Annotated in this window: 13 protein-coding genes, 1 tRNA gene and 1 pseudogene; 5 read left to right on the top strand and 10 right to left on the bottom strand. The window is 70.1% G+C overall.

Features of this window, described 5'->3' with window-relative positions; genetic code table 11:
* Window positions 1-9 precede the first annotated feature (9 nt).
* From ABZ532_RS05755 to ABZ532_RS05745, 3 genes are all read right to left on the bottom strand, one after another.
* Window positions 10-558, bottom strand: a complete 549-nt coding sequence (locus ABZ532_RS05755) for a DinB family protein (RefSeq protein ID WP_361279834.1) — start codon at window positions 556-558, stop codon at window positions 10-12.
* A 109-nt stretch (window positions 559-667) separates the two neighbouring features.
* On the bottom strand, window positions 668-2,125 hold the full coding sequence (locus ABZ532_RS05750) for an aldehyde dehydrogenase family protein (protein WP_361279833.1): 1,458 nt from the start codon (window positions 2,123-2,125) through the stop codon (window positions 668-670).
* Window positions 2,126-2,211: 86 nt separating this feature from the next.
* The gene (locus ABZ532_RS05745; RefSeq protein ID WP_361279832.1) at window positions 2,212-3,045 is read right to left on the bottom strand and encodes a helix-turn-helix transcriptional regulator; all 834 of its coding nucleotides are present in this window, start codon (window positions 3,043-3,045) and stop codon (window positions 2,212-2,214) included.
* A 371-nt stretch (window positions 3,046-3,416) separates the two neighbouring features.
* Between ABZ532_RS05745 and ABZ532_RS05740 the strand changes: the two genes are divergently transcribed.
* A complete protein-coding gene (locus ABZ532_RS05740) occupies window positions 3,417-3,926 on the top strand; it encodes an ATP-binding protein (protein ID WP_361279831.1) in 510 nt (169 codons plus the stop codon).
* A 52-nt stretch (window positions 3,927-3,978) separates the two neighbouring features.
* Here the strand turns inward: ABZ532_RS05740 and ABZ532_RS05735 are convergent, their stop codons facing one another.
* Window positions 3,979-4,260 (bottom strand): DUF397 domain-containing protein, encoded by a 282-nt coding sequence (locus ABZ532_RS05735; protein WP_361279830.1) that lies wholly within the window; start codon window positions 4,258-4,260, stop codon window positions 3,979-3,981.
* Between the two features lie 618 nt (window positions 4,261-4,878).
* On the opposite strand from ABZ532_RS05735, the gene ABZ532_RS05730 reads away from it, so the two are divergent.
* The gene (locus tag ABZ532_RS05730) at window positions 4,879-5,406 is read left to right on the top strand and encodes a hypothetical protein (RefSeq protein WP_361279829.1); all 528 of its coding nucleotides are present in this window, start codon (window positions 4,879-4,881) and stop codon (window positions 5,404-5,406) included.
* A gap of 345 nt (window positions 5,407-5,751) precedes the next feature.
* On the opposite strand, the gene ABZ532_RS05725 is transcribed toward ABZ532_RS05730, so the two are convergent.
* Complete coding sequence (locus tag ABZ532_RS05725; RefSeq protein WP_361280102.1) at window positions 5,752-6,936, bottom strand: DUF2786 domain-containing protein; 1,185 nt, start codon at window positions 6,934-6,936, stop codon at window positions 5,752-5,754.
* A 317-nt stretch (window positions 6,937-7,253) separates the two neighbouring features.
* Between ABZ532_RS05725 and ABZ532_RS05720 the strand changes: the two genes are divergently transcribed.
* Both ABZ532_RS05720 and ABZ532_RS05715 read left to right on the top strand, forming a co-directional pair.
* The gene (locus tag ABZ532_RS05720; RefSeq protein ID WP_361280101.1) at window positions 7,254-7,814 is read left to right on the top strand and encodes a sugar O-acetyltransferase; all 561 of its coding nucleotides are present in this window, start codon (window positions 7,254-7,256) and stop codon (window positions 7,812-7,814) included.
* Between the two features lie 176 nt (window positions 7,815-7,990).
* Window positions 7,991-9,688 (top strand): bifunctional 3'-5' exonuclease/DNA polymerase, encoded by a 1,698-nt coding sequence (locus tag ABZ532_RS05715; protein ID WP_361279827.1) that lies wholly within the window; start codon window positions 7,991-7,993, stop codon window positions 9,686-9,688.
* Window positions 9,689-9,723: 35 nt separating this feature from the next.
* Here ABZ532_RS05715 and ABZ532_RS05710 read toward each other — a convergent pair whose 3' ends face one another.
* The 3 genes from ABZ532_RS05710 to ABZ532_RS05700 all read right to left on the bottom strand — a co-directional run bounded on the left by ABZ532_RS05710 (window position 9,724) and on the right by ABZ532_RS05700 (window position 13,575).
* A complete protein-coding gene (locus ABZ532_RS05710; protein ID WP_361279826.1) occupies window positions 9,724-11,856 on the bottom strand; it encodes a VCBS repeat-containing protein in 2,133 nt (710 codons plus the stop codon).
* A 448-nt stretch (window positions 11,857-12,304) separates the two neighbouring features.
* Complete coding sequence (locus tag ABZ532_RS05705; protein WP_361279825.1) at window positions 12,305-12,514, bottom strand: hypothetical protein; 210 nt, start codon at window positions 12,512-12,514, stop codon at window positions 12,305-12,307.
* Between the two features lie 332 nt (window positions 12,515-12,846).
* A complete protein-coding gene (locus ABZ532_RS05700; protein ID WP_361279824.1) occupies window positions 12,847-13,575 on the bottom strand; it encodes a hypothetical protein in 729 nt (242 codons plus the stop codon).
* 98 nt (window positions 13,576-13,673) lie between these two features.
* Here ABZ532_RS05700 and ABZ532_RS05695 point away from each other — a divergent pair.
* Window positions 13,674-14,098 (top strand): annotated as a pseudogene (locus ABZ532_RS05695) (tyrosine-type recombinase/integrase); the annotation flags it as partial.
* Window positions 14,099-14,145: 47 nt separating this feature from the next.
* On the opposite strand, the gene ABZ532_RS05690 reads toward ABZ532_RS05695, so the two are convergent.
* Both ABZ532_RS05690 and ABZ532_RS05685 read right to left on the bottom strand, forming a co-directional pair.
* Window positions 14,146-14,219, bottom strand: a tRNA-Thr gene (locus tag ABZ532_RS05690).
* Between the two features lie 99 nt (window positions 14,220-14,318).
* Entirely contained in the window at window positions 14,319-15,803 is a 1,485-nt protein-coding gene (locus ABZ532_RS05685) for an alpha/beta hydrolase (protein ID WP_361280100.1), read from the bottom strand.
* Window positions 15,804-15,819 lie beyond the last annotated feature (16 nt).

Genomic DNA, 15,819 nt, shown 5'->3' with positions numbered 1-15,819 from the left:
GTCGCCCGCCTACTCCCAGCTCCCGCCGCTCTCCGCCGCCACCAGCGCGAAGGAGCTCTTGCCGTCCAGCGACTCCCGCACGATGTCCGCATGCCCCGCGTGCCGGGCGATCTCCTCGATGAGGTGCAGCATCATCCAGCGCATCGAGACCCGGCCGTCCTTCGGGAACCACGGCATGGCCGGAAGCGGGAAGGTGTCGTCCAGACTCGGCACCGAGCGGATGAACTCCTCGGTCTCCTTGGCCACCCCGTCCCAGAAAGCCAGCGTGCCGGGAATCGACTCGTCTTCGACCAGCCGGAAGCCGTCCGCCCAGGTCTCCTCGTTGCGCTGGCGCTCGTTGGGCTGCTCCTGGGCCATCCGCAGCCAGTTCAGCTCGCACTCGGCCACATGCTTCAGCAGCCCGGACAGCGACAGCTCGCTGGCGCTCGGCCTGCCCGCCGCTTGGTCCTCGGTGAGGCCGATGACGGACCGGCGGACCGCTCCGCGCTGCGCCTCCACGAAGTTCAGGAGCGCGCCGCGCTCGTCGCCGCAGGTCTCCGCGGGTACGTGAGTGACCATGGTGTGCGCCTCTCGGTGGTGCCTGTTTCCTTGCTTGACACCACCCAAGCTACGGACCCTTGCGGTCAGCTTCTGTCCTCGACGTGCGGGGGAACGCCCGCATTAGTCCTCAGAGGGGAAACCTCGTACGGCCGTGCTGCACGGAGATCCACTTCTGGGTGGTGAAAGCCTCCACCGTGGCTTCGCCTCCCAGCCGCCCCAGTCCGGACAGCTTCTCGCCGCCGAAGGCGACGAGCGGCTCGTCCTGCACCGTCGAGTCGTTGACGTGGAACATCCCGGTCTCGATCCGGTGGGCAAAACGCACACCCCGCTCGATGTCCCCGGTGTGCACGGCTCCGCTCAGGCCGTACGGGCTGTCGTTGACCATCCGTACGGCCTCGTCCTCACCGTCGAACGGAGCCAGCAGCGCCACCGGGCCGAAGATCTCCTGCCGCAGCAGCGGCGACCGCTCGGGCAGTCCGGCGAGCACGGTGGGCTCCATCAGCGTGCCCCGGACCCGGCCCCGTACCAGTGCCGTCGCCCCGTCCGCCACCGCCTGGTCGACGAGTCCGGCCAGCGCCTCGGCCTGAAGGCTGTCGATTACCGGTCCGATCTGGGTCTCCGGATCCCGGGGGTCGCCGGTGCGCAGCGCCGCCACCTTGGCGGTGAACTTCTCGGTGAACTCGGCCTCCACCGACCGGTCCACGAGGATCCGGTTGGCGGCCATGCAGACCTGGCCCTGGTAGAGGAAGCGGCTGAAGACGGCGGCGTCCACGGCGTTGTCCACGTCGGCGTCGTTCAGGACCACCAGCGCGCTGTTGCCGCTCAGCTCCAGGACACAGCGCTTGAAGTTGCGGCCCGCGACCGCCCCGACATGCCGGCCCACCCGGTCGGAGCCGGCGAACGAGATCACCTTGGGCACCGGGTGCTCGATCAGCGCGTCGCCTATCTCGGCTATGTCGGTGACCAGGACGTTGAGCAGCCCCGGCGGCAGACCCGCGTCCTCGAAGATCCTGGCGATCAGGCCACCGCCGACCACCGGGGTGTGCTGGTTGGGCTTGATCACCACGGCGTTGCCCAGCGCGAGGGCGGGTGCCACGGACTTGAGCGTGACCAGGAAAGGGAAGTTGTACGGGGTGATCACCCCGACGACCCCGACGGGCAGCCGGTAGACCCGGTTCTCCTTGCCGTCGATCTGGGACGGCAGCACCCGGCCCTCCGGACGTACCGCGAGCTGGATCGCCTCGCGCAGGAACTCCTTGGCGAGGTGGATCTCGTACGCCGCCTTCAGCCGGGTCCCGCCGAGCTCCTCGGTGATCGCGTCGGAGATCTGGTCCGCGCGCTCGTCGATGATCCGCAGGGCGCGCTCGAAGACCAGCCTTCGGGTGTAGGGATTGGTCTCGGCCCAGGGCCGCTGAGCGCGCTCGGCCGCCCGATAGGCCTGGTCGACCTCGGCGACGGTGGCCACGGTGATCGCCGCGAGCTTCTCACCGTTGTACGGATTGAAGTCGATGATGTCCCATGAGCCGCTGCCGGTCCGCCACTCGCCGTCGATGTACTGGTGGGCCAGGTCGGTGAAGAAGGACATACGATCCCTTACTTCTGTGGGCGCTGAGGGAGTTGCCGGGACGGTCAGTCCTGGGTGAACTGCTGGCGCATCATCGTACTGTCGTTTCAGGTGAGTTGGAGCAGTCCGCGCAGCAGGTCACGGCTCTCGTCAGCGCCCGGCGACTCCTCGTGCAGCCGCTCCATCACCCGCTCGTACTGGGCCACTTCCTCGCGCTTGTCGAGATACAGCGCGCTGGTGAGCTGCTCCAGGTAGACGAGGTCCGAGAGGTCCGACTCCGGGAAACGCAGCATGGTGAACGCTCCGGACTCCCCCGCGTGGCCGCCGAAGCTGAACGGCATCACCTGGACGGTGACGTTCGACTGCTCGGACACCTCGATCAGATGCCTCAACTGCCCTTGCATCACTGCCCGGTTGCCGTAGGGGCGACGCAGGGCGGCCTCGTCCAGTACGACATGGAGCCGCGGGGCACGCTCGGAGACCAGGATCTTCTGGCGCTCGAGGCGCAGCGCGACCCGCTTGTCGACATCGGCGGCGCGCGCGCCGGGCATACCGCGCGAGACGACCGCATGCGCGTACGCCTCGGTCTGCAACAGACCGTGGACGAACTGGACTTCATAGATGCGGATGAGGGAGGCAGCGCCCTCCAGGCCGATGTACGTCTGGAACCAGCCGGGCAGCACATCGCCGTAACTGTGCCACCAGCCCGCCACATTGGCCTCGCGGGCGAGGGCCAGCAGCGACTCGCGCTCGGCCTCGTCGGCGACGCCGTAGAGCGTGAGGAGGTCCTCGACGTCCCTGGCCTTGAAGCTCACCCGTCCCAACTCCATGCGGCTGATCTTGGATTCGGATGCGCGGATGGAGTAGCCGGCCGCTTCGCGCGTGATACCGCGCGACTCCCTGAGCCGTCTCAGCTGTGAGCCCAGCAGGATGCGGCGCACGACCGACCCACCCCCGGAGCCTTCGGACTGGGGGTACCCCCAGGACTCCACTGGCGTCACGTCTACCAACCCTCCCAACGCTGCTGTGTCGCGGAGCCCCCGAACCCCGAGTCCCGGATTCTGCCATCAAACGCTCCACCCCGTACTCATTCGATTACGGAAATAGGAAGCCTTTGGGGAACGGTGCGAAGAAGCGCACAAGAAGAAAGGGGAGTGAACCGGCACGGGGCAGGACAGGCCGGGCGCGTGCACGTGCATCTGCCCTTGCATCTGCCTATCGCATTCGGAACCATGGAGCACGCGCACCTGCGTACTCGTTCGTGCTTGTTCGTGTTGTAGCGTCACAGCCGCGATTCCTGGGAGTGCCTCGCATGGGGACGAATGGATCGACCATGCTCGAGCCGTTACGGCAGGGCCCTCCGCCGATCGACCCCGCAGACGCCTCCAGCTCAGCCTCCTGCGCCCTGCCACCCCGCTATGAAGCGGTGCGCGGCGCAAGGACGTTCACCAGCAGGACGCTCGCCGCGTGGGATCTGAGCGAGCGCTTCGACGACGTCGCCCTCGTGGTCTCCGAACTCGTCACCAACGCCCTGCGGCATGCCATGCCCGCGGACGCCCCGCACGGCCAGGACCACCCGGTGCGACTGCACCTGATGCGTTGGACGAGCCGGCTCGTGTGCGCGGTGCGGGACCCCAGCCAGGACAGCCCGGTGGCATCCGAGGCGGAGGACTCGGCCGAGTGCGGCCGGGGGCTGTTCCTCGTGGATTCCTTCAGCGACAGCTGGGGCTGGCACCCGCTGGCCGGACAGACGACCGGGAAGGTGGTCTGGGCGCTGTTCCGGCTCCCCGGGACAAGCGGCTGCGGCCACACGGACGACTGAGCCCCCGCGTCGGATCCGCCGACGTGGGGGCCTGGTTGGTGCGCCGCGGGTTCTACGCGGGTTGACTGTCCAGACGGGCGTCGAGCCGGCCCTCGAGCCCGCCGACCAGGTGATCGAACTCCCCATCCTTCACACCCAGCAGCAGCGCCTCTATCTCGGCCGGGGTGTAGACCAGCGCCGGCCCGTCCGGGAAGCGCGAGTTGCGCATCGCCACCTCGCCGCCCGGGAGCTTCGCGAACTCCACGCACGATCCCTGCGAGTTGCTGTGACGGCTCTTCTGCCAGACGACCCCGTGAAGCTCTGCCGCCGCCATGCCGTTGTACACGTGCTGCACAGGACGCTCCCGAGTTACAAGGTGCAGATGTCAACTGTCTTGGATCATAGCTGCGTTCATATGCTGATGCATGAGCAAATGCACGTGCACGAGGGGTGGCCTCGCGGTTACAGCACCCGCGAGCAGACGGCCTCGCGCACGAGAACCTGCCGGGGTAGAGACGCGTGTCCCACCGTTTCGGATCCAGGTTCCGGGCATCCGTCCCGTCCGCGGTAGCTCGCTGGTCGGAGCAGGTGTGGTGGAGTCGGAACATCCGCTCCCGTTCGAGGAGCCGCGCTTCCGCTTCACCCCTCCGGTGCTGGGCCATGCCGGGCCCCCTCAGGGCGACCAACGAACGAAGTCCATGACGAACCGTCAGACATACGCACGAGCAGTCCGCTCATTCCATACGGACGGACACCCCGGAACCACTCATGCACATGGAGCTGGGACCGTACGCCAACGAGCGCAGTCACCTCAGGACTCCGCTACGCCGGTCGCCGGACGACGTCCCCGACACATGTCCGGGCCTCCCGGTGCAGCTCGCGGTGCTCCGGGGGACACGGTCGGCGCAGGGCTGCCAGATCCGGTCAACTGGTAGCTTGCTGTCGTCTTGCACACAACCAGGGGGACCCGATCGTGAACAAGCTCGTACGCCAGGGACTTGCCGCGGCTGGCCTGGCCGCCGCCGCCCTCATGCTGACCGGTTGCGGCAACGGAAACGACGACGCCTCCGACAAGAGCGACAAGGACACCTCGGCCTCGCCGAGTGGGGCGACAGGCGGCGGCTCGGGCGGAGCGTCCGGCGGGGCCGCGGTCGGCGAGCTCCAGGGCACGTGGTCCGCCATGGGCAGCGAGATCGTCGCCCTCTCGTTCCGGGACGACAAGGTCTCGCTGATCGCCGGTCAGCACGTCTGCACCGGAGTGGTCGCCGCCGCGGAGAAGCCCACGCTGGCCCTCAAGTGCGCGGACGGCGACACCAAGCGCACATCGGGCACGATCGAGTCCCACGACGCCAAGACCGTGGTGGTCGCCTGGGCGAGCGGCACCAAGGACTCCCTCGTCAAGACGGACACCAGCGGGGTCCCCGGTGGCCTTCCCACGAGCCTTCCGACGGACCTGCCGAAGGGTCTTCCGACGGCCGTGGCGTCCCCGGCTCCTCAGTAGTCAGCCGGATCGGTGGCAGCCGGGCGAGGCCCCGTCCGGGCGACTCGTCGGACCGGCCGGGGCTGAGTGCCGAGACTGGAAGGGTCCACGGCACGAGGCCCCGTCGGGGCGAAGGACCTGGGCCGTGCTGGAGGCCTGGCGCCGTCCGCCCGGAGGGCGGGGCTCGCGGCGTCCGGTGCGTGCCCTCGCAAGGCGATGGGGGTACCCCACCGAAGGTCGGACGACATCCTCGTACCGGGCGCACCTGGACGATCCCGACAGACGCAGCGAGTGTGCGTGCCGGGGGTACCCCCCAGGCGAAGTTCCGGGGGAGTCGCGAGCCAGGCGGGAGCTCTCACGCACGGCCTAGCCGTCGAGCTCGCCCCGCGCCGCGGACGGCCGCCCCGGCATCCGGGCCGCGTCGGCGGCCGTTCTGCCGTGCTGCCAGCCATCGGCGTCGGTGGCACCGCGGACCCGCGTCCTGACCGTCTCCGGGAAAAGCCGCTCCGCATGGGCCGTGACCGCGACATCGCGGGCGGCGAGCACCGGGAGCAGCTCCTCGTCGGAGCCTCCTTCCCCCGCGCCTCCCGAGGCGACCTGGGAGGCGACCCCAGAAGCGGTCTCCGCGAGCCGGCTGCCCAGCCGGTCCGCGTAAGCCAGCAGGAAGGACTGGCGGAAGGTCTTGGTGCGTTTGCGGCCCCCCGCACGCTGCGCGGCCTCCGCCCGGGTCATCGCCGCGGTGCCCTGCACCAGCAGCGAGGTGAAGAGCAGTTCGACCGCGTCCAGGTCGGGCTCGAAGCCGACCACGGTGGAGAAGCCGAGCCCGCTGTTCCAGACGGCACGGCAGCGGTTCGCCGTGGCCACGGCGTCCAGCAGGATCGCCTTGGCCTGCTCGTACGGCGCGTCCACCCCGACACGGCAGGCGCCAGGCAGGTCGGGGCGGTGGGTACGGGCCGCGAGCAGCGCCTCGTCGATGCTGTACCGCGCCATCAGCTCCTGCGCCTTCGCTGTGAGGGCCTCGGCCTCTTCGGGGAAGCCGGTGGCCTCGGCCTTGGCGAGCAGCCCGCGGATCCTGACCAGCATGCGGGGCTCGTCCCCCGCCGGCGCCGCGCGGTGGAAGGCGTGATGGAGAGGAGCACCGGGGACCGGTCCCGCCGGTTCGAGCGCGGGAAGCCGCACGAGCAGCCGGTAGAGCTCCAGCGCGGCCGTCATCCGCGTGAACCTGTCCCCTGGTCGTTCCCCGGACGCGTCGGCGGGCAGCGCGGTGAGCTGGGCGGCCCAGCGAGGCGGCAGGTCCTGCCCGTACCGCCGTGTCTCGCTCGTGATCAGTGTGGCGAGCAGCCGCACATGGGTGTCGCCGAGGTCGCGGCGCACGATCCGTACGAGATCCGCTGGCTGCCAGCCGCGTTCCCAGGCGCGGCGCACGAACTCCTCACCGCGCCTGGCCACTTCCGCGTCGGCGGCCGGGGGTGCGGCGGCCAGCAGTGAGGCGGCCGTGTCGAGTGCGTCATCGTCATCGGCGTACAGCGCGCCGCCGAGTGCCTGCTCCATAGCGTCCACGCCGTTCACGTCGATTGAGCCTACGCGAGCCCGGGGGCGGAGCGGGCGGGTCGTGGCCATGGGGGCACGGACGCTCGTCACACCGGTGGGGCGGGACCGAACACGGCCGCGCTGTCATGGTCGCTACCCGTCCACAGGCTGTGGATATCGAACTGCTGAACGCCGGAGCTCGGGCAGGGCCGCGCGAGGTGCGCCCTGATCGCCGTCACAGCCGGGGTCGCACCGGTGCTGGCCGGAGGAGGCGGAGACGGGAGGTGATCCAGGTGACGGACGGCGCTTATGACGGGGACTGCGCCTACGGTGGGGTCATGGGCGAGAACAAGGAGCGCATGCTGGCCGGTGACTGGTACCTGCCCGACGACCCCGAGCTCGCCGCGGACACCGAGCGGCGCTTCGTCCTCTGTGCCGCCTACAACGCGAACGGCGGCGCCGCACCTGCCGACCGGGCCGGGATCCTCGTCGAACTCCTCGGCTCCGTCGGCGCAGACGTACGCATCCGGCCGCCGTTCCAGTGCGACTACGGCCGCTACATCAGCATCGGCACGGGTACGTTCGTCAACTTCGGCGCGGTCTTCCTGGACGCCGCGCCCATCACCGTCGGGGCACACGTCCAGATCGGACCGAACGTCCAACTGCTCACGCCCACGCACGAACTGGACGCGGAGCGGCGGCGTGACGGCTGGGAGAAGGCCGAGCCGATCACGATCGGGGACAACGTGTGGCTGGGCGGCGGAGTCATCGTCTGCCCGGGGGTGACGATCGGCGAGAACACAGCGGTGGGGGCGGGAGCCGTGGTCACCCGCGACCTGCCGGCGGGGGTGCTGGCGGTGGGGAACCCGGCCCGGGTGGTGCGCCGGCTCACCGAGTGAGTCCGGCCAGGTCGCCGGCGGTCGCCAGGCCGGCGCCCGGCCCGGCAACGCCGGCCGCCGGTCAGGGACGGGCGGCCGGCCGGCCCTGCTCGCCATGCCATCGCAGCGCATCCCCTGCTCGCCATGCCATCGCCGCGCGAGCGCCGCTGTCAGTGGCGGCTGCCAGACTCGCACCCATGACCGACCGCTGGGCACTGGCACCGGCCGAGGGTGGCGGGGCTCTGCTCGTCCCCCTGGGCCAGGACGGGCTGCCCGCAGGACCGGTGCTGGCCGAGCCGGATCTGGTGGCGGCGGTCAGGGCACGCCCTGAGGTCGGGCAGGAGGGCCGCTGGGTGTGGCGTTCCACCGCGGAGGTCTATCCCCGGCTGCTCGCCTCCGGTGTCCGGGTCGAGCGGTGCTACGACATCGAGGACGCGGAGTCGCTGCTGCTCGGGCACGAGGGGCGGCTGGGCGAGCCACGGTCGGCGGCGGCCGCCTTGGCCCGGCTGCGGCACGCGCCGGTGCCGCCCGATCCGCCGCTGCGGGCAGCCGTACCGGGCTCGCAGTCCTCGCTCTTCGAGCCCGAGCCGGTCCCCGTACCCTTCGAGGGGCTGCTGGAGGTGTACGCGGAACAGCAGCGAAGACACGAGGCCGCCGAGCACCCCGGGCGGATGCGGCTGCTCACCGCGGCCGAGTCGGCGGGGATGCTGGTGGCCGCGGAGATGCACCGCGCGGGGCTGCCCTGGCGGGCGGACGTGCACCGGGAGCTGCTGCACGAGCTCCTGGGCGAGCGGTACGCGGGCGGCGGCGAGCCGCGGCGGCTGGCCGAGCTGGCGGACCGGGTGTCGGCGGCGTTCGGGCGCCGGGTGCGTCCCGATCTGCCCGCGGATGTGGTCAAGGCGTTCGCCCAGGCGGGCATCAGGGTCCGCTCCACCCGGCGCTGGGAGCTGGAAGGCATCGACCACCCCGCGGTCGAGCCGCTGATCGCGTACAAGAAGCTGTACCGGATCTGGACGGCACACGGCTGGAGCTGGCTCCAGGACTGGGTGCGCGACGGCCGGTTCCGGCCCGAGTACCTGCCTGGCGGCACGGTCTCGGGCCGATGGACGACCAACGGCGGCGGTGCGTTGCAGATCCCCAAGGTGATACGACGCGCCGTCGTCGCGGACGACGGCTGGCGTCTGGTCGTCGCGGACGCCGACCAGATGGAGCCGCGGGTGCTGGCCGCGATCTCGGGTGATCCCGGGTTGATGGAGGTCGCGGGCCATGAGGGCGATCTGTACACCCGGCTCTCCGACCGGGCGTTCTCAGGCGACCGCGCCCACGCCAAGCTCGCCCTGCTGGGCGCGATCTACGGCCAGACCAGCGGGGACGGTCTGAAGAACCTCGCCGCGCTGCGCCGCCGCTACCCGCTGGCGGTGGCGTATGTGGACGACGCGGCCCGCGCGGGCGAGGAAGGCAGGCTGGTGCGCACCTGGCTCGGGCGTACGAGCCCGCGGGCGGCCGGCGGTGGCGATGACGACGAGGCCGGCATCCCGCAGGAGGCCGCACCCGGGGACGAGCCGGCGCTTGGCGAGTTCGTCCCCGGCTACGCGTCCACCAACGCCCGCGCCCGCGGTCGTTTCACCCGCAACTTCGTGGTGCAGGGCAGCGCTGCCGACTGGGCGCTGCTGATGCTGGCCGCGCTGCGCAGGGCCATCGCGGGGATGCGTGCGGAGCTGGTGTTCTTCCAGCACGACGAGGTCATCGTGCACTGCCCGGCCGATGAGGCGGACGAGGTGGTCCGGGCGATCCGGGCGGCCGGGGAGCTCGCCGGCCGGATCGCGTTCGGGGAGACACCGGTGCGGTTTCCGTTCACGACGGCGGTGGTTGAGCGTTACTCGGATGCGAAGTGACGCGAAGTACCGCGAAGTGAGCCGGGGCCGGGCGGTCAGCCGAGGGATTCCCAGCTCTTCCAGTAGGTCGGCGTCTCCCCCGCGGGGACACGGTTGGCGAAGAACCCCGTCCCCTTGCCCGCGTTCAGCCAGAGGCGGTCGGAGGTGTCACGGGAGACCAGATCGTGCCTGCCGTCGCCGTTGACGTCCCCGGCGCCGATGACGTCCTCGTAGGACCCGCCCCAGTCCTTGAAGACCAGGACGCGGTCCTTGAGCCGCCCGGTACGCAGACCGTCGTACCGCCAGAGCTCACCTGACCTGTCGAGGGCGAGGACATCGCCGATGCCGTCGCCGTTCAGGTCGCCGGCGCCGATGACCCGCTGATAGCCGGTCCAGCCGGAGCGGATCCGCACCCGGGGCTGGAAGCCGCCCTTGCCGTCGTGCGCGTACAGGTAGAGATCGCCGCTGACGGCATCACGGGCCAGCAGGTCAGGACGGCCGTCGCTGTTCTGGTCACCGCTGGCGAGCAGGGTGTCGTACTTGCGCCAGTCACTGGCCAGGCGCTTGTACGGGGAGCCGGGCGTGGGCAGCCCGCCGCAGACGGGGGTGTAGAGGCGGGTCTCGCCACCCGGCAGCCGCACGATCAGGTCGTTGCAGCGGTCGCCGTCGAAGTCCCCGAACGGCACTGCCCTGGTCCCGTCGGCCCACGGTCGCGTCTGGAAGGTGCGCAGCGGGTTGGCGGTGTCCTGGGTGAACAGGTTCATGCTGTCGCTGCGGCTGAGCCCGAGGATGTCCGCGCGGGTGTCGTCGGCGTAGTCATGCCACTTCGGCAGGCTCCGCGTACCCGTGGTCGCGGTGAACGCGGCCGTCGAGCCGTCGGCGGCCGTCTGCGTCCACACCGCCAGCGGGCGCCCCTTGTCGTCGACGGACACACGGCCCACGCTGGTGGTCCCGTTGGCCGGCGTGCTGAGGGTGCGCGGCTTGGACGCGCTGCCCGCGGCGACGGTCTGGGTGACGAAGTCCCGGCGGACCGTACGGCTGCTCTCGAACCGTTTCTGCGTATAGGTGACGACCAGCGCCCCGGACGGGGTGAGGCCACTGCTGAGCGACCCTGACTCCACGTAAGAGCCGAGCCCGAGCCGGGCGCCCCAGGTGCCGGTCGCCGCCGACCTCGTGGCGACGGTCGGGCCCCCGCCCCAGCCGACCGCCGTGACATCGCCGTTCGGGGCCGTGAGCAGTTCGGCGGGAGCGGTGTCGCCCGAGATGCCCACGCTCTCGGCCGGACCCCATTCCGCGGCGCCGGCCGCCTTGCGGGCGTAGCTGTCCCTGGAGAGCAGGTGGAAACCACCCTGCGGGTGGGCGACCAGTGTGACGGTCCCCGGCTTCCCGCCCAGCTGCGGAAGATCGCGCGGAGTGGTCCAGGAACCGGCTCCGGCGGGCTTCTCGAGGTACTTGTAGTACCACTGGTACGCCGACTCGTCCGGGTCGACACCATCGCCGGTGTAGTAGCTGTTGCCGCCCCAGATCACGCCCAGGGCTCCGTCGGCGGCGACGGCGAGGCGCAGGTCGCGGAGCCGGTAGTCGTAGGTGTTGTCGGGGCGGACGATCGGCTCGGGGAGCTGGTCCAGCCGCGCCGGCTCGGACCAGGCCGCCTGCGGACCGGACCGCTCGACCACCGTCAGCCGCCGCTCCCCGTCCATCCAGGCAACGGCCTGCCGGCCCGAGGCACTGGCCGCGAGGGTGACGCTCTGGGCCTTGGGCACGCCCGTCGCGATGTCCTCGGCGGGCCCGAAGACGGTCCCGTCCGGTGCGAGGTGGGACATGCGCAGTGTGCCCTCCGCCCACCACACCAGCGAAAGCGCACCGTCGTCCGTCCGCTGGAGCACGGCACCGGGCGCGGACACAACCGTGGCCGTCTGCCAGGCAGCGCCCCCCGCGGCCCTGACCGCTAGCACGGTCTCGCCCCCCTGCTTGAAGAGCCCGGCCACGGTGCCGTTCCCGGACGACTTCAGATCCATGACCTGGCTGACACCCGCCAGCCCCTTCGGCGCACCCCACGGCCCCAGCCCGACGGCAGCAGTGCCGGACACCGCCGACGCGGCATGAGCACCCGAAGCGCCCACACCACCGGCCAGCACAAGCACGGGCACGAGCGCGCCGCCCAGAAGCGTGCGGAAACGCATGGTCATGTGTAGGCCCCCCCGGGCGTGATCTTCGACTATCGCTCGGCAGCGTATATCAGTGGTCCCGGTGTCCTTCCGCCACCGAACGCGGTACGCCCGTCCGCCCCGGTGAGCTCCCCGAACGTGGCACGCGCCCCTGGCACGCTCCCGGCACCGGTGAAGCCAACCGTCAGATCCACCGGAGCAGTTCGGGCAGCCGCCCGCCATTCATCGGCCATCGCACGCCAGCCCTGCGCCCCGCCCCCTGGGACGCACCACGCCTGAACAACAAAAACCCCAGGTCGAACCCGAGACCTACGCATGGCAAGTTGTCCGACCTTGACCGCGCAGCTACCGAAGGTCGGAGGCGCGCCGGCATCTGGTCAGATCGGTGATCAGGCACGGACGGACGGCGGCGGACAGTCACGGATGGAGCACAGTTCGAGACGACGATCGAGACCCTGCACCGCTCGGGTCACGCCGCATCCCACTCGTGCGCGTGCCCTCCCTGCCACTCGACCCAGTTCGGATCGTCGAGAAGATCCCACGCGTCCGGGAGGCCGGCGCGGCGCAGGAACTCGATCACGTCCTTGTCGTCGTGAGCCAGGCCGAGGATCTCCCCACGCACAGTGACCCGCCGACCACCGGTGGGCGACGGCCGGTGCACGACGATCGGCTCAGCCATGAGTCCACTGTGCTCCACACCCGGATTGATCGCAGCCGATCACGCCAGAGGATGACCCTCGTCGCTCCTACATTGCTCGAACAACTTCGCGTGCATCGTGTACGCCGACGTCAGAGACGGGATCGGCGAGAGCGCAGTGGGGGCGGTGCTTGGAGTCGCACCCCTGGTGTTCAGGGCGTGGTCAACCCGTTCAACGAGAGCACGTACGTCCGTCCGCCGCAGACGAACCCGCGGGGACGACGCAGTGAGTTGATCACATGGACCAATCCTGTGCTGAGGCTCCGCGGAGACGTCGCGCGCTGTGTCTCAGGGCTGCGGCGGCGTACCGCCGCTCACACTGACCCCGTGCCGTTCCTCGAAGGCGCTTGCCGTGACAGCGCGCTGTTCTTCGGCTCTGGCATCGACCACGCTGGCAGATCCGGGACCTCCGCAGAAGCAAGCTTCAACACTACGGCTGCTTGGAGCTGGGAACGGAGCAGCGGTTCCTCTACTTCGCCAATGAGGCGGATTGATGCCTCCAGCTCACGTTCGCGCCGCATGTCAGCCCGCAGAGATTCGGTCTGGAGGCGCATGTGTTCCATGGCCTTATCAGCCCGCCGGTGTGCCAGATGGCCGATCACGGCTGCCACGGCCCCGGAAGTGCTCGTTGCCGCAGCGGCGTACAGCTCGCCGGTGGACTCCGCCCTGATGATGCCCATCGCTACACCCGCGAGCAGCACCAGGACACCAAGAGCCGAACATGTGAGGCTCAGAACGGTGGCGCTGCGAGCCTGCGTAAGCCCCCACGCGTAATACTCAATCAGGACTTGTGCGAACCTGTCGTCATCAACGCGCTGAGTCCCTGCACTGGGCAGGGTGTTGATCCCACCGCGCTCGTCCGAAGGCAGTCCGCTGACTTGCCCGGTGGCTGCTTCCCCGGCGTCCTCACGCAGGATTGCGCGCAACCGCTTGCCCTCCGAGTCAGCCTCAGAGGCAAGACGTTTCCGTAACAGTGATGCGATCGAGGTAGCGGCGGTTCCCGCTACCGCCATGACCACGGGCAACAGAAGTTCAATGCCCACTCGCTCAACTCCCCCTCAGCCGGACTACGCCAGATCCTAGGAGCCTGGGCCACTCCACCGTGAGCGATTCGAGCGGTGGAGCCTGGTGGGATTTCCACAAGGCCCCGTGGGAAGCGAGGCAGTCCGCCGCCAGGTAGCTGGCAAGACACGATGTCGTGTTCTCACGGCCAGACGGAAGCCCGCTCGACCCGCGGGCCGGCTACGAGGAATTCGAGGAACGGCCCAAGGAGGCCGGAATCAATGACCGTCGCCTGTACAACGGAAGCCGCCACACGGCGGGAACGATCCTGAACGAACTGGGGTGGACATGCCCACGGTCATGGAGATCCAGCGGCACACCCAGATCAGCCAGAGGAGCCGCTACGTCAAGGGCCGCTCGCATCCCGCGAAGGACGCGATGCGCCGGATGGGAGACGTCTTGCTGCCCGCCCCTGCACCTGCGTCCGAGCCCGCGACTGAGACTAGAACTGAGACCGGGGACCGCCGCGCGGCCCGCGCCCGGCGCCGCCGCCGTATCCAGTAAAAGCAAAAGCCCCAGGTCACGGCGAGTGAGTCCTGGGGCTTCCACAGAGCCGCCTTCGGGATTCGAACCCGAGACCTACGCATTACGAGTGCGTTGCTCTGGCCATCTGAGCTAAGGCGGCAAGCTGCCGACATGCATGATCCGGTAGGGACCAGGCTCGCATCAGCAGCGGCGCTAAGTCTACAGGGTTAAACAGTGTGCCCCGGACAAGCCCCAATGATCACTGGCAGCGCTTGTTCGGCGGGGGCGGGGTGCCCTCCAGGAGGTAGGTGTTGACGGCTGTGTCGACGCAGTCGCTGCCGCGGCCGTAGGCGGTGTGGCCGTCGCCGTCGTAGGTGAGGAGCTTTCCGGAGGAGAGCTGGCCCGCGAGGGCCTTGGCCCACTTGTAGGGAGTGGCGGGGTCGCGGGTGGTGCCGACGACCAGGATGGGAGCGGCGCCCTTGGCCTCGATGGGGTGGGGGGTGCCGGTGGCGTGGGCGGGCCAGTAGGCGCAGTTCAGCGAGGCCCAGGCGAAGCCCTCGCCGAAGACAGGCGAAGCGGTCTCGAAGTCGTCCACCGCGGCGGAGACGTCGGACGGGGAGGCGAAGGCGGGAGGTGCGTCGAGGCAGTTCACCGCGGCGTTGGCGTACATGAGGTTGGCGTAGCTGCCGTCGGGGTCGCGCTCGTAGTAGGAGTCGGCCAGTGCCAGCAGGCCGGCGCCGTTGCCGTTGTTCGCCTGGCGGAGGGCATCGCGGAGCTGGGGCCAGGCGGCCTCGTCGTACATCGCGGCGATCACGCCGGTGGTGGCCAGGGACTCGGTGAGTTTGCGGGTTTCGCCGGTCGCGACCGGCTGGGCGTCGATCTTGGTGAAGAAGGCCTTGAGGTTCTTCGCCGCGTCCGCGGCGGATGCGGTGCCCAGGGGGCAGTCGGAGCGCTGCACGCAGTCCGTGGCGAAGGACTGGAAGGCGGTCTCGAAGCCCGCCGTCTGGTCGCGGTTCAGTTCACGGGCGGAGATCGAGGGATCCATCGCACCGTCCAGCACCAGGCGCCCGACCCGGTTCGGGAAGAGCTCGGCGTAGGTCGCGCCGAGGAACGTGCCGTAGGAGGCGCCGACGTAGGACAGTTTCTCGTCGCCGAGCACAGAACGCAGGATGTCCATGTCACGCGCCGTCTCGACGGTGGAGACGTGCGGCAGGACCGCGGCGGACCGCTGCTGGCAGCCGGCCGCGAAGCGCTCGTACTGCGCGCGCAGTTTGGCGATCTCGGTCTGGTCGTCGGGGGTCTGGTCGGTCTGCGTATAAGCGTCCATCTGCTTGTTGTCGAGGCATTCGACGGGCTCACTGCGGGCGACACCCCGCGGGTCGATGGCCACGATGTCGTACCGCGCCCGCACCGGGGCGGGGTAGCCGATTCCGGCGTACCCCTGGAGGTAGTCGACGGCCGAGCCGCCCGGGCCACCGGGGTTGACCAGCAGCGATCCGATGCGCTTGCCGGGGCCGGTCGCCTTCACCCGGGCCACCGCGAGCTTGATGGACTGCCCGTCCGGTTTGGCGTAGTCCAGCGGGGCCTTCAGCGTGGCGCACTCGAAGCGCGGGACACCGCACTCCCGCCAGCTGAGCCGCTGCCCGTAGTACGACTCCAGATCGGCCGCCGGGGCCGCCGCCGGAGTCCCCGACCTCTCAGCCCCCACAGGGAGGACGCTGCCGCTACAGCCCGAGAGCAGCATCCCAACAGCCGCGGCG

This window comes from Streptomyces sp. NPDC019396 (assembly GCF_040632375.1).
Taxonomy (GTDB): Bacteria; Actinomycetota; Actinomycetes; order Streptomycetales; family Streptomycetaceae; genus Streptomyces.
The sequence above is the reverse complement of the archived record's forward strand: the minus strand, read 5'-3'. Positions and strand labels throughout refer to the sequence as shown.

What these genes read in the sequence shown, in the direction of transcription:
- ABZ532_RS05755 (WP_361279834.1), bottom strand. Translation starts at nt 558, where the DNA reads ATGGTCACTCACGTACCCGCGGAGACCTGCGGCGACGAGCGCGGCGCG.
- ABZ532_RS05750 (WP_361279833.1), bottom strand. Translation starts at nt 2,125, where the DNA reads ATGTCCTTCTTCACCGACCTGGCCCACCAGTACATCGACGGCGAGTGG.
- ABZ532_RS05740 (WP_361279831.1), top strand. Translation starts at nt 3,417, where the DNA reads ATGGGGACGAATGGATCGACCATGCTCGAGCCGTTACGGCAGGGCCCT.
- ABZ532_RS05725 (WP_361280102.1), bottom strand. Translation starts at nt 6,936, where the DNA reads ATGGAGCAGGCACTCGGCGGCGCGCTGTACGCCGATGACGATGACGCA.
- ABZ532_RS05720 (WP_361280101.1), top strand. Translation starts at nt 7,254, where the DNA reads ATGGGCGAGAACAAGGAGCGCATGCTGGCCGGTGACTGGTACCTGCCC.
- ABZ532_RS05715 (WP_361279827.1), top strand. Translation starts at nt 7,991, where the DNA reads ATGACCGACCGCTGGGCACTGGCACCGGCCGAGGGTGGCGGGGCTCTG.
- ABZ532_RS05710 (WP_361279826.1), bottom strand. Translation starts at nt 11,856, where the DNA reads ATGACCATGCGTTTCCGCACGCTTCTGGGCGGCGCGCTCGTGCCCGTG.
- ABZ532_RS05705 (WP_361279825.1), bottom strand. Translation starts at nt 12,514, where the DNA reads ATGGCTGAGCCGATCGTCGTGCACCGGCCGTCGCCCACCGGTGGTCGG.
- ABZ532_RS05685 (WP_361280100.1), bottom strand. Translation starts at nt 15,803, where the DNA reads ATGCTGCTCTCGGGCTGTAGCGGCAGCGTCCTCCCTGTGGGGGCTGAG.